The 12890-nt window shown below is 72.0% G+C and carries 10 protein-coding genes; 3 read left to right on the top strand and 7 right to left on the bottom strand.

Annotation, left to right across the window (positions count from 1 at the left end):
- Positions 1 to 429, top strand: coding sequence for an SRPBCC family protein (locus tag ACTWNK_RS32175; RefSeq protein WP_474308671.1), 429 nt, complete (start codon positions 1 to 3; stop codon positions 427 to 429).
- A gap of 16 nt (positions 430 to 445) precedes the next feature.
- Here the strand turns inward: ACTWNK_RS32175 and ACTWNK_RS32170 are convergent, their stop codons facing one another.
- From ACTWNK_RS32170 to ACTWNK_RS32160, 3 genes are read right to left on the bottom strand one after another with little or no spacing between them, the layout of a single operon-like run.
- Positions 446 to 775, bottom strand: coding sequence for a DUF3703 domain-containing protein (locus ACTWNK_RS32170; RefSeq protein WP_474308670.1), 330 nt, complete (start codon positions 773 to 775; stop codon positions 446 to 448).
- An 11-nt stretch (positions 776 to 786) separates the two neighbouring features.
- The gene (locus ACTWNK_RS32165) at positions 787 to 1452 is read right to left on the bottom strand and encodes a cation efflux transmembrane domain-containing protein (RefSeq protein WP_474311037.1); all 666 of its coding nucleotides are present in this window, start codon (positions 1450 to 1452) and stop codon (positions 787 to 789) included.
- Positions 1452 to 1784: an ArsR/SmtB family transcription factor gene (locus tag ACTWNK_RS32160; protein ID WP_474311035.1), complete on the bottom strand. Its 333-nt coding sequence runs from the start codon at positions 1782 to 1784 to the stop codon at positions 1452 to 1454. Before ACTWNK_RS32160 ends, ACTWNK_RS32165 begins: the two co-directional genes overlap by 1 nt.
- A 115-nt stretch (positions 1785 to 1899) precedes the next feature.
- On the opposite strand from ACTWNK_RS32160, the gene ACTWNK_RS32155 reads away from it, so the two are divergent.
- A complete protein-coding gene (locus ACTWNK_RS32155) occupies positions 1900 to 3156 on the top strand; it encodes an arginine deiminase (protein ID WP_474308669.1) in 1257 nt (418 codons plus the stop codon).
- 138 nt (positions 3157 to 3294) lie between these two features.
- On the opposite strand, the gene ACTWNK_RS32150 is transcribed toward ACTWNK_RS32155, so the two are convergent.
- The 4 genes from ACTWNK_RS32150 to ACTWNK_RS32135 all read right to left on the bottom strand — a co-directional run bounded on the left by ACTWNK_RS32150 (position 3295) and on the right by ACTWNK_RS32135 (position 9137).
- Complete coding sequence (locus ACTWNK_RS32150) at positions 3295 to 4308, bottom strand: NAD-dependent epimerase/dehydratase family protein (protein ID WP_474308668.1); 1014 nt, start codon at positions 4306 to 4308, stop codon at positions 3295 to 3297.
- Between the two features lie 41 nt (positions 4309 to 4349).
- Positions 4350 to 6566: a SulP family inorganic anion transporter gene (locus tag ACTWNK_RS32145; RefSeq protein ID WP_474308667.1), complete on the bottom strand. Its 2217-nt coding sequence runs from the start codon at positions 6564 to 6566 to the stop codon at positions 4350 to 4352.
- Between the two features lie 114 nt (positions 6567 to 6680).
- On the bottom strand, positions 6681 to 8381 hold the full coding sequence (locus ACTWNK_RS32140; protein ID WP_474308666.1) for a DNA polymerase III subunit gamma/tau domain-containing protein: 1701 nt from the start codon (positions 8379 to 8381) through the stop codon (positions 6681 to 6683).
- Between the two features lie 183 nt (positions 8382 to 8564).
- Positions 8565 to 9137 carry a YbhB/YbcL family Raf kinase inhibitor-like protein gene (locus ACTWNK_RS32135; RefSeq protein WP_474308665.1) on the bottom strand — a complete coding sequence of 191 codons (573 nt, stop codon included), beginning with the start codon at positions 9135 to 9137 and terminating at the stop codon, positions 8565 to 8567.
- Between the two features lie 120 nt (positions 9138 to 9257).
- Between ACTWNK_RS32135 and ACTWNK_RS32130 the strand changes: the two genes are divergently transcribed.
- Positions 9258 to 12857: an AfsR/SARP family transcriptional regulator gene (locus ACTWNK_RS32130; RefSeq protein ID WP_474308664.1), complete on the top strand. Its 3600-nt coding sequence runs from the start codon at positions 9258 to 9260 to the stop codon at positions 12855 to 12857.
- Positions 12858 to 12890: the final 33 nt, after the last annotated feature.

The raw sequence follows: 12890 nt of genomic DNA, 5'->3' as shown, positions 1-12890 counted from the left end.
ATGGCGCTCGTGAGTGACTCCATCTCCATCGCAGCCGATCGGGAGACCATTCTCGGCCTCCTGCTCGACGTCGCCGAGTACCCGTCGTGGCTGGGCGGCTACGAGCGGGTCGAGGTGAAGGTGAGCGACGAGGAGGGCAGGCCGGTGCTGGTCGAGTCGCACGTGGCGGCGATGGGCCAGCGGGCCTCGCACACCGTGCGGTACGAGTACCCGGCTCCCGGCGAGTACGCCTACCACCTGGCCGAGAGCGAAGTGATGTCGATCTACGACTTCGCCTGCACGGTCACCGAGGCCGACGGCGTCAGCGAGGTCACCGTCAGCCAGGAGCTCGGCCTGCGATGGCCGCTGCCCAAGCTGGTGCTGACCAAGATGGCGCTCAAGGGGGTGCGAGGCATGCTGGCCGCCCTGAAGGAGAAGGCGGAGGCCTGAAAGCGCACGACCCGGCTCATGCCCCCATGACCGCGGCCAGATCGGCGGGCACGGGCATGGGCCGGGTCAGCCCGGCGCTCGTGCGCCCGGTGTTGCCCTCCGGGTAGCGGCCGAGCGCCGAGCCCGGTGCGGCGACGACGATCCTCAGCACCTGGCCCACGGCCTCACGCCGGTCACGCTGGGCCACGGCCAGGACGAACATGGCGACGTGGTTGCGGGTGTGCGGCCACGGCCAGGGCTGGGAGAGGATGTGCGCCCGCTCCAGATGGTGCCAGCGGGTGCTGCCTGAACCGGAGCGCGCGGCCGCCATCTCGGCCAGATAGGCGGCCCTGACGGGGCCGGGCATGCGACGCAGGATCACGGCGTGACCTGCCGTACGGCGGCGCCGGGATGGCAGCCGTCGGCGCAGCACGCCTCGCCCCGCCAGGCGTCGCGCCCCTCCTTGACCGCGACCGCCGCGATGACGAGCGCGGCGACGGGATCGGCCCACGACCAGCCGAACAGGCTGTTGAGCGCGAGCCCGGCCAGCAGGACGGCCGACAGGTACGTGCACAGCAGCGTCTGCTTGGAGTCGGCCACCGCGCTCGCCGAGCCGAGTTCGCGCCCGGCCCGGCGCTGGGCGCCCGACAGCAGCGGCATGACCAGCAACGACAGCCCGGCCAGGACGAGACCGGCGGTGGAGTGCGAGGCCTCGCCCGCGCCCGCGAGCGCCCTGACCGCGTCGAAGGCGACATAGGCGGCCAGCGCGTAGAACGAGATCGCGATGACCCGCAGCGCCGTACGCTCCCTGAGTCTCGGGTCGGGGGCGGCGAACTGCCAGGCGACGGCGGTGGCGGAGAGCACCTCGGCCACCGAGTCGAGCCCGAAGCCGATCAGCGCGGTGGAGGAGGCCAGGCCTCCGGCGGTGAGCGCCACCGCGGCCTCGACGACGTTGTAGGTGATGGTCGCCGCGACCAGCAGGCGCACCCGCCTGGTCAGCTCGGCCCGGCGTGCGGGGGAGGGCCCGAGCGAGATCGAGGCCATCAGCAGCAGCCCGCGTCGGCGTCGGGACACGTGCGGTCGGCCGCCACGGCGACGACGGCGCTGCGCAGGGCGTCGAGCGCCTGGCCGAGTCGCGCGTCGGCGAGTTCGTACCTGGTGCGGCGGCCTTCGGGCACGGCGACGACCAGGCCGCAGTCGCGAAGGCAGGCCAGGTGGTTGGACAGCCTGGTGCGGGAGATGCCGAGCGTGTCGGCGAGGTCGGAGGGGTGGGCGGGCGCCTCGCGCAGGGCGATGAGCAGGCGGCAGCGGATCGGGTCGGCGAGCGCCCTGCCGAACCTGGCGAGGACGTCGATGTCGTGGGCGAGCGTCGGCATGCCCTCGACAGTACAGAGAATCATGAATTCAGGCAATCCTGAACTGTGAGGCCGGACTGGAGTTCCAGGCCGGGCCTTGATGGACTGGGCGCAGTCCCACGAGAGGGAGGCCGACATGAGTGAGCAGCCGTTCGGCGTGCATTCCGAGGTCGGGGTGCTGCGCAAGGTCATCGTGCACCGCCCCGACCTGAGCCTGAGGCGCCTGACCCCCGACAACAACGACCATCTGCTCTTCGACGACATCCTGTGGGTCGAACGCGCCCAGCACGAGCACGACGCCTTCACCGCCCTGATGCGCGAACGCGGCATCGAGGTCTTCTACCACCACGACCTGCTCGCCGAGGCGCTGGAGTCCGGCTTCGAGGCCAAGGTGGGCGCCATCGAGCAGGCCGTGACCCATCTGACCGTCGGGCCCGCGCTCGTCGACGTCGTCAGGGAGCGGCTGGCCACCTGGAGCGGCGAGCGCCTGGCCACCCATCTCATCGGCGGCCTCACCAAGGAGGAGTTCGGGGCGGCCGACCTCGACGCGCACTCGCTGGTCGCGGCCTCGTCCGGGCCGAAGGAGTTCATCGTCGCGCCGCTGCCCAACTCCCTCTACCAGCGCGACCCCTCGGCCTGGCTCTACGGCGGCGTCTCGCTGAACCCGATGTTCTGGCACGCCAGACGCCTGGAGACGATGAACCAGAGCACGATCTACCGCCACCACCCGATGTTCGCGGCCGGTGACTTCGCCTACTGGTACCCGGCCGACGGCGACGACGGCTTCCACGAGGAGGACTACGGCACCGCGGCCATGGAGGGCGGCGACATGATGCCGATCGGCAACCGGACGGTGGCCATCGGCATGAGCGAGCGCACCAAGGCCCGCACGGTCGAGCACATCGCGCTGGCGCTGTTCGCCAGGGGCGCGGCCGACCGCGTGCTGGCCGTCAACGTGCCGCAACGGCGTTCGTACATGCATCTGGACACGGTGTTCACCCTGCTCGACGTCGACAAGGCCACGGTGTACCCGCCCTTCCTCGACACCGCGACCACCTACTCGCTGCGGCCGGGCGACAAGGAGGGCACGCTGGAGGTGCATCCCGAGCGCGGATTCGTGCCCGCCCTTGAGCACGCGCTCGGCATCACCAGGCTCGAGGTCATCCCGACCGGCGGCGACGACTACCAGCAGGCCCGTGAGCAGTGGGACTCGGGCAACAACTTCTTCGCCCTGGCGCCCGGAGTCGTCGTGGGCTACCACAAGAACCAGTTCACCAACCGCAGGCTGCGTGAGCACGGCGTCGAGGTCGTGGAGATCGAGGGCTTCGAGCTCGGCAAGGGCAGGGGCGGCGCGCACTGCATGACCTGCCCGATCCTGCGCGACGGCATCTGAGCCGGGCAGGCGCGGGGGCGGAGGCCGTACCGACCTCCGCCCCTGCGGCTCCCGGCGGGTCCGGGGGTTGTGCGAACCGCCGGGCGCGCGATCGACGTTAGGCCGCGGGCGCGCCCAGGTCTGCGGACAACTGCACACTCACGCCTGGCTCGCCTGCCACGCGGCCAGCACGGCGGCCTCCTTGCCCGGCTCGATGCCGTGCCGGGTACGCGCGCCGAAGACACGCTCGCCGGCCGGAACCGTGCGCAGCCACTCCCAGGTGTCGCGCACGGTCTCGGCCACCGTACGGCAGCGCAGGCCGGCGGCCTCGGCCTTGGCCGTGCCGACATTCCAGAAGTTGGCCGCGTCCGGCCCGTCCGGCGACCACAGCGGCAGCTCGACGAACGGCGTGACCTCGTGCTTGAGCAGGAACTCGTCCGGCACCCAGACGAACTCGGCGTCCGAGCCCGTCGCCTGCCTGGCCAGCTCCAGCCACTCCCCGAACGTGGTGTTGCCCGCCGGGCCGGTCACGATGAACCGGTCGCGGGTGCCCGCCTCGGCATGGTCGAGGGTGAAGGTCGCGATGTCACGCGCGTCGACGAGCTGCATCGCCACCTCGGGCGAGCCCGGCGCCAGCACCTGGCCGCCCTGCTCGATGCGGTGCAGCCACCAGGGCAGCCTGGCGACGTTCTCGTGCGGGCCGAGGATCAGGCCCGGCTGCACGATGAGGACATTGCCCTCGAAACCCCGCTCGACCGCACGCTCGCACCCGGCCTTGAGCACACCGTAGTCGCCGTCGTCCGGCCCGGCGTCGGGCGCGCACTCCCACAGGCCGCTGTGCTCGTCCGCCGCCCGGGCCGGGAAGTCGGCCAAGGCGGAGATCGTGGAGATGTAGGCGTAGGTGCCCGCCTTGCCGGACAACGCCGCCACACTCTTGGCCACCTCGCGCGGCACATAGCCGGAGGTGTCCACCACGATGTCCCAGGTGCGCCCGTCGGTCAGGCGCTCCAGGTCGGCGATCTGCTGCCTGTCGCCTCTGATCGGCTCGACGCCCGGCTGGTCGGCGGCGGTGAGGCCGCGGTTGAACGTGGTGACCTGGTGGCCTCGGTCCAGCGCCTCGGTGACGATGGCCCGGCCGAGGAAGGCCGATCCTCCCAGAACAAGAACTCTCATATCCGCATTCTTCGCTCAGAACCCATCGAATCCTCAGACCTTCAGCCGAGAGCGGACGTGCCGAGATCGGGGGCCGAAGGCACGGCGGACACCGGCGCCTGCAGCATGTGCACACGGGCCGAGCCGATGTCGAAGTACAGTCCGGACAGCTCCAGCCGCCCGGCCCTGACCAGCTCGTCGACCCGCCGGTGCGTGCGCAGGTTCTCCAGCTGCTGGATCACATTGACCCGGCAGAGGCGATCCAACGGCCCGTTGTCCAGGCCGTCGCTGTCGGTGGCGATGAACCTGGCCAGACTGTGATTGCCGTGCCGCAGCCAGCGCCGCAGCCCCGGCAGGCTCTCCGCCTTCACCCCGCCGCTCAGCAGCGCGCCCATCGCCCCGCATCCCGAGTGCCCGCACACGGTGATCGTCCGTACGCCCAGCACCTGGGTGGCGTACTCGATCGCGGCCACCACCGAGTCGTCCGCCGGAGCCGCCCCATGCCTTGGCACCAGATTGCCGATGTTCCGTACGGTGAACAGGTCGCCCGGGCCGCTCGCGGTGATCAGGCTGGGCACGATGCGGGAGTCGGAGCACGTGATGAACAGGTGGGAGGGCTCCTGCTTGCGGGCCATCCGGGTGAACATCGGACGCAGCAGCGGCGCGGTCCTGCGGTGGAACTCGCGGGCGCCCGCCGCCAGTTGCGGGTCGGCGCCCGGCTGCTTGTCCTCGGGGCCGCCCTGCGCGGGGACCAGCGAGGCGCGGCGGCGGCTGCGGCGCTCGGCCCAGGGCAGCCACCAGCGGTGATGCGACTTCGGCGGGCTCTTGGCCGGGAACATCCTGGCGCCGCTCGCGGCCAGCGTGTACCACTCCTCGTGCATCTCGTCGATGTCGACGGAGCCGCCCGAGCGCTCGTGCGCCAGACGCCAGGCGTGCAGCGCCTCGAAGGCCGCGTTGTCCATGAAGTCGATGTCCAGGTCCAGGTCGACCGGCACACCGGCGGGGATCGAGCGCAACGCCGAGGTCAGCCTCGGCACGCCCAGGAAGGTGAGCGAACCGGCCACCGAGGCGTGCCAGCGCCCGTCCGGCTCGGGACGCGCCTGGGCGGTGATCCAGGTGAGCCGCCGCAACGCCAGCAGCATGGCCAGGCCGAGCCCGAGCAGGGTGCCCTCGGCCAGTCCGAGCACCACGACGCCCAGCATCGTGATCACATAGACCGGCACCTCGCCGTGCCCGTGCACCTTGCGCACGTGCCCCAGGTTGATCATCTGCACGCCGATGAACACCAGCAACGCGGCCAGCGCCTCCAGCGGGATCAGCGCGATCGACCAGCCGAACCCCAGGGCGAACAGCAGGATCCAGCACCCGTGCAGGATCGTCGACCACCGGCTGCGCGCCCCGGCCTGGATATTGGTCGTGGTACGGACGATCACCGCCGCCACGGGCAGGCCGCCGAGCGCGCCGGTGACGATATTGGCCACGCCCTGGCCGGTGAGCTCACGGTCCAGATCGGTGCGCTCGCCCTGGTGCTTGCTGTCGGCGGCCACCGTGCACAGCAGCGACTCCACCCCCGCGAGCAGCGCCACCAGCAGCACCGCGCCGACGACTCCGTGCCAGTCGCCCGTGGGCCAGATCGGCGGCGCCCACTGGCCGATGCTGCCCGACAGGTCGATGCGGGTGACGTCCCAGCCGAAGGCCGCGGCGGTCAGGGCGGCGATCAGCAGCGCGGCCAGCGGCGCGGGCACCACCCTGACCCGGCGGGGCAGCCGGGTCCAGACGATGAGCACCGCGATCGTGAGCAGGCCGACGGCGGCGGCGTGGTTGGGCAGGGTGGCGAGCTGGGCGGGCAGTTCGAGCAGGTTCTCGATCGCCGAGCGTTGCGGGGTGCCGCCCAGGACGATGTGCAGCTGCGACAGGGCGATGACCACGCCCACGCCCGCGAGCATGCCGTGCACGACGGCGGGTGAGACGGCCAGGGCGGCCCTGGCCACCTTGAACAGGCCGAGCACGAGCTGCGCCACTCCGGCCAGGAGGGTGATCGTGCACGTGGCCCGCCAGCCGTAGGTGTGCACGAGCTCGGCCACCACCAGAGACAGACCCGCGGCGGGCCCGCTGACCGCCACGACGGAGCCGCCGAGCGCCCCCGCCACCAGGCCGCCGACCACGGCCGCTATCAGCCCCGCCACCAGGGGTGCTCCTGATGCGACCGCGATGCCCAGCGAGAGCGGCACCGCTACCAGGAACACCACCAAAGACGCGGGCAGATCATATCTGAGCACAGACAGGAGGCGACGTGACGTGTCGCTCCGACTACTGTTCGTGTCCGCTGTCATGGAGCAGACCTTATGACGGCGAAGTGGCCTGCCCTACCTGTTCACGGGAGGGTTTTACGATCAGCGGTAATAGTCGGGAAAGTCCTGGTCGGGGGAGCGGTGGTGGTTGCCCCGCGACCCGCCCTGCGCACCCGATCCGCCTTCGGCGCCGCCTCCGTACAGCTCGCCGTAGGAGGGCCAGCTCGTCGGCTCGCGTCCGGCGGGCGGCTCGGGCCAGGCGGCGGGGCTGCCGGGGGTGGAGTAGCGCTCGTTGTCGTAGTAGCTCGTCGCCGGGGCGCTCGCGGCGGGAGCCGGAGCCGGGGCGGAGGCCAGCAGGTCGTCGTAGGGCGAGACGGCCCGCGAGGGCGCGGTCGGCGTCGAGGAGGCGGGCGCCGGGCCGGTCACCGCGTCGTCGTCCATCGCGGCCCAGCCGGGACGCACCTCGTAGGAGGCGGGATAGGCCTGCTGGGGCTGCGGCGAGTAGCTCTCGTAGCCGGGCCACGAGCCCGAGGCCGAAGGCTGGGCGGGCGCCGGGTCGTCGAGGATGTCGGCGGTCGCGGGCCATGCGCCCGAGGTGGTCGCCGGTGGGCCGCTCCAGGTGGAGTCGAGCGCGTCGCCCTGGTTGTAGGCGGGGAACGGGTCGCTGGTCGGGGCCGGGTTGATGGCGCCGCCCGTGGCGGGGAAGGGGCCGGTGTTCGCGGCGGCGAACGAGGAACCGGCCGTGGGGAAGACCCCGCTGGTGTTGGTGAAGGAACCCGTGCCGTCGTGGCCGGGCGTGAAGTCGCGACCGGGGCCGAAGTCGGCCGTCGTGTTGAAGTCCGCGGGCGTGGTGAACGAGCCCCGGGGCTCGGCGGCGGGCGTCGCGGGGAAGGCCCCGTCGCCCGGCTGCGCGGGGGCGGCCGAAGCCGGTCCACGGCCGGTGCGGCCACGACCCGGGCCCCTGCCCGATCCGGCGCCCTGGACCGGGCTGACCGAGCCGAAGGGACCGGTCTGCACGGGACCCGTCTGGGCCGGACCCGTCTGCACGGGGTCGGAGCCACGCGCGGGCGCGGTGCGCGCCGAAGGCCGGCCGGGCCTGGCGGCGGGCTGCGCGCCGGCGCCGAGCACACCGAGGACGTCGGGCGTCGGGGCGGCGAAGGTGACGGTGCGCTGATCGGCCAGGGCGGCGCTCGACGGCGTCTGCTGGAGCGGCTCGACCGGGCCGGTCAGACCGGAGAGCGCGTCGCCCGTGGTCTCGGCGGCGGCAGCGGCGGGGCGCTGGGCGGGGGAGGGCGTGGGGCGCGGCGGCTGCACGGTGCGCGGCGGGCGCTGGCCCGGTCGCTGCGGAAGGGCGGCCTGCACGGTCGCGTCGTCGGGGCCCGTCGCCTGGGCGGCCTGCTCCTGGGCCAGCGGGCGGCTCGCGCCCTTGCGCGCGGCGATGGTGCCGCCGCCGAATCCGCCGTCGTCGTTGCGGATGTTGGACCAGTAGTTGTCGTCGTAGTCGTCGGCCTCGCCCCACTCGTCGACGCCACGCTTGCCGCGCTGCCCGGACGGGCGCGGCGGCTTGGGCGGCTTCGGCGCGTCGATCGGGCTGAAGTCGGGGGTGAAGTGGTCCATGCGAGGCTCGTGCTTGGAGAACTCGTCCGTCGACCGAGTCGGAGTATTCTCCTCCTTCTCGGCCATGGCTTTCAGCCGCTCCGGGGGAAGTGAACTCTCCCGGCGGTTCATCGACCGCATGCCCAGTGCCACGACTACGAGCACGAGGAGCACGACGGCGACGAGGCTCAATACGACCGCAGTCATTGCACCACCCTCAAGGCCATGGCCTGCCAGCGGCGCCGGTGAGATCGCGCGGCCATCGACGCGATCTGCCCCCTTTGATCACCAACGCACATCAATCGGATCTGATTGTGTCGGACCACTATGAGCGTTGTCACACCCTAGGTGAAGAATTGGTAACCACTACTACCTGCAGTGATGGTTGCGTCACTCGATGTGGACCGCCGTGAGGCGCCCTCGGGCGATGGTCAGGTCGGCGATCTGCTTCAAGATTTCCGAGAGGGAGGCGCTCTCAGGAAGGTCGATCTTGCCGCGAAGCGCGTAGACGCTGAACCGGTAGTTGCCGAGAGGATTGCAGGGTGGGGCGTAGCCCGCCTTTCCCGTGGTGCTCGCAGGCGCCTGACGCACCCCGTCGCCGGGGTTGTCGGCCGCGCCTTCGCCGAGCTCGGTCGTGCGCGGGTCGATGTTGAACATCACCCAGTGCACGGCCGGTGCGGCGGCTGCGTTGTCGTCGCCCACGATGGCGATCGACTTGGCACCGGGAAGCGGCTCACTCGACCATCGCAAGGGCGGGCTGCCACGCGTGCCCTTGCAGGTGAAGTCGGTGGGAAGCGCGGTGCCGTCCTTGAGGCGCGGGCTGGAGACGGTGATCTCCTTCAGCTCGCGGGCTTCGGAGGTGCCACTGAGCACCCCGCAGCCGGACACCACGAACACGAACAACGCCACCGTCGCGATGACGCTGGCGCGGCGCGCGCGCGGAAGTGTGCTCGGCTGTCCCATGCCCGATGATGCTACGCGGGTATCGGTGATGCGCCGACCGGTTCGGGAGGTTCGGTGGCACGGAAACGACCCGAAATCCGCCACAATCGAGGCATGGACGGGGTGAGCTTGGACACAAGCATGACCTTCGCCATTCTCGGTCCCCTGAGCGTACGGCGGGGCGGCGAAGCGGTGGAGATCGCCGGTCAGCGCCTGCGTACCCTGCTCGGCCTGCTGCTTCTCGCGCCCGGCAGGACGCTGGCGACCGATGTGCTGGCGGCGGGCGTGTGGGGGGAACGGCCTCCGGCGGCCGTGGGCAACGCGCTGCAGGCCCTGGTGTCGCGACTCCGCTCGGCCCTCGCCGCCGAGGGCTCCAGCCCTTCCCATCTGGAGCCGCAGATCGTGGCCGAACACTCCGGCTACCGGCTGGCGATCAGCCCCGAACAGGTCGACGCCCACCGCTTCACCCGCCTGGCCACCGAAGGCCGCACCGCGCTCGGCGCCGGGGATCCCGTCACCTCGGCCAGGGTCCTGCGGGAGGCGCTGGCCCTCTGGCGCGGGCCCGCCCTGCCCGAACTCGCCGCCAACGACATCGCCGCCCCCGACCTGACCGCCCTCACCAGCCTCCGCCTGGCCGCCACCGAAGACCGCATCGAAAGCGACATCCTCCTCGGCCGCTATGAGTCCCTCCTGGTCGAACTGCCCGCCCACCTGGCCGCCCATCCCCTGCGCGAACGGCTACGCGGCCAGCACATGCGCGCGCTCTACCTGGCCGGACGCCAGGTCGAAGCCCTGGCCGCCTACGAGGCCGCCCGCGCCCTGTTCGAGGCGGAACTCGGCGCCGACCCTTCGGCCGGCCTGGCGGCGCTCCACCTGACCATGCTCCGCAGAGAACCCCTGGCAGAAGAATCCACCACCACCCCCACCCCACCCCAAGAGACCTCACATACCTCCGCACCGCATTCGCCTGTCTCGCGACCCCGCGCCGACCTTCCTCCCCTTACTCCTGATCCCGCCTCCGCATCTGCGCTCACGTCCACCCCGGCGCCTGTCTCGGCTGCCGTTTCCGTGCCCGCTCCTGCCTCCACCCCCGCGCCTGCGGCGGACCGGGCGCCTGAGGAACTCGATGGGGGAGGCTCGCCTGACGTGCCTGGTTCGCCTCCGGTGCCCGGGAGCGTCGCGCACGGCAGTAACCCCGTCGGCCAGCCACCCTCCGGGCTGGCCTCGGCGGTGGCGGCGCGTACGGCTGTGGGGGCGCGGCACGGGAAGGGGCGGGCGACGGGTGGCGTGAGGGGGGCGGCGCCGGGGAACCTGCGTGCCAGGCTGACCAGCTTCGTGGGGCGGGGCCAGGACCTGCGGCATGCGATGCGGCTGGTCGGGGAGCATCGGCTGGTCACCTTGCTGGGGCCGGGCGGTGCGGGCAAGACGCGGCTCGCGGTGGAGGCGGCGGCCAGGATCGACGGCATGCCCGACGGCGCCTGGCTGGTCGAGCTCGCCTCGGTCACCAGGCCGGACGAGGTCACGACGGCCGTGCTGACCGCGCTCGACGTCAGGAACAAGGTGGCGGGCCCGCTGCAGGTAGGCATGTCCGACTACCTGGAACCCGCGGCCCGTCTCGCCGACGCGCTCGCGGGCAGGCGGTTGCTCATCGTGCTGGACAACTGCGAGCACGTGGTCGCCGCGGCGGCGGCCCTGGCCGACCAGTTGCTCGCCGAATGCCCGGGTATACGCATCCTGGCCACCAGCCGGGAGCCGCTCGGCATCACCGGCGAGATCACCTGGGCGCTGCCCCCGCTCGCCCTGCCCGCCCGTGACGCCAGGCCGCAGGAGATCGCCGCCTCGCCGGCCGTACGCCTGTTCGCCGACAGGGCCGCGGCCGTACGCCCCGGTTACGACCTGGCCGCCGAGGCCGAGTCGGTCGCGCGGATCTGCCGTGAGCTCGACGGTATGCCGCTGGCCATCGAACTGGCCGCCGCCAGGCTCAGGGCGCTGTCGACGCGGCAGATCGCCGACCGGCTCGACGACAGGTTCAGACTCCTGACAGGCGGCAGCCGTACGGCACTGCCCAGGCATCAGACGTTGCGCGCGGTCGTGGAGTGGAGCTGGGACCTGCTCGACCAGGCCGAGACGACCCTGGCCAGGCGGCTGGCGGTGTTCGCGGACGGGGCGACGCTCGACCTGGCCGAGCTCGTGTGCGCGGGCGAGGGGCTGGAGCGTGCCGACATCCTGGACACGCTGGCCAGGCTGGTCGACAAATCGCTCGTCGGCTATGAGGACGGGCGCTACCGCATGCTGGAGACGATCAAGGCGTACGCCTCGTCGAAGCTGGCCGAATCGGGCGAGGAGCACCGCACGCGGGAGGCGCACGCCGTACGCTTCGCCGGGCTGGCCGAGGCGGCGGACCCGCAGTTGCGCGGGCCCGGCCAGATCGAGGCGCTGGCCAGGCTGACGGCCGACCACGACAACCTCATGGCCGCACTGCGCTGGGCCATCGACAGCGGGCACGCGGACACGGCGTTGCGGCTGGTCGGCGCGCTCGGCTGGTACTGGTGGCTGCGCGGGCACAGGAACGAAGGGGCGCTGCGCGCGCACGAGGCCCTCGACCTCGAAGGCGGCACCCCCGCGCGACGGGCGCTCGCCTACTCCGTGCACGGCATCAACGCCATGGGCTCCACCCTCGGCTGGGGCGAGGCGTACGAATCGATCGAGACGGCCCAGCGGATCGCCGCGCCCGACCTGGAGCAGCTGCGGACGGCACACCCGCTGATCGCCCTGGCCATGCCGTGCCTGGTGGTGTTCGGCGGGCACAGGGACGGCGACCAGCACTACCTGCGGGCGATCCTCGACCACGAGGACCCGTGGGTGGTGGCGTCCGGGCAGCTGTTCAACGGGCTGGTCCGTTTCGCCGACGCCGACATCGAGGCCGGTGAACGCGACGTGGTGGCCGCGGTCGCCGCCTTCCGCGCGGTCGGCGACCGGTGGGGCACGGGCAATGCGCTGAGCGCGCTGTCGGAGCTGCACTTCATGCGGGGCGACCCCGTCGCCGCCGTCGAGGTGATGCACGAGGCGCTGGCCGCGATCGAGGAGCTCGGCGCGCTGGAGGACGTGCCGTACATGCAGGCGCGTCTCGCGCTCGGGCTCAACATGGCGGGTCAGCGGGAGGAGGCGATGCGCCTGCTCCGCGAGATCGAGGCGCTGACGGCCAAGACCGGCGACCGCATCGGCCGGGCCGGACTGTACGCGACCTGGGGGGACTTCGCCCGCCAGGACGGCCAGCTGGACGAGGCGCGCAGGCACTACGCCACCGCACTGGCCATCGTCGACGGCGATCACGGCATGCCGCTGCACATGATCTCGGCCGTCAACACCTCCCTGGCCCTGCTCGCCGTACAGGAGGGCGACACCGAACGTGCGGCCCGCCTGCTCACGGACGCGCTGCGCCAGGCGGTGCAGACCCTGGACGCCCAGCTCATCGGCATCGCGCTGGTCGGCTGGGCCAGACTCGTCCACACCTCGGGCGACACGGCACTCGCCGCCACGCTGCTGGGCGGCGCCGACGTCATCCGCGGCATCAGTGTGATCGCCGACTTCGACCACGCCCACATCATGACCGACCTGCGCGCCGCCCTGCCCGAGCCGGCCTTCACCCGGCACTTCGCCTCGGGCCTCTCCCTCACCCGTGAGGAGATCATCGCCCTGGTACTGCCGGCGGAACACGAGCGGTCCCGCCCGGTCTCCTGACAAAGGCAGGCTTTTGACAAAAAGGCAGGCTCC

The organism is Nonomuraea sp. IBHARD001 (assembly GCF_056106265.1).
Note: the sequence above shows the minus strand (reverse complement) of the source record. Positions and strands in the feature narration are given on the sequence as shown.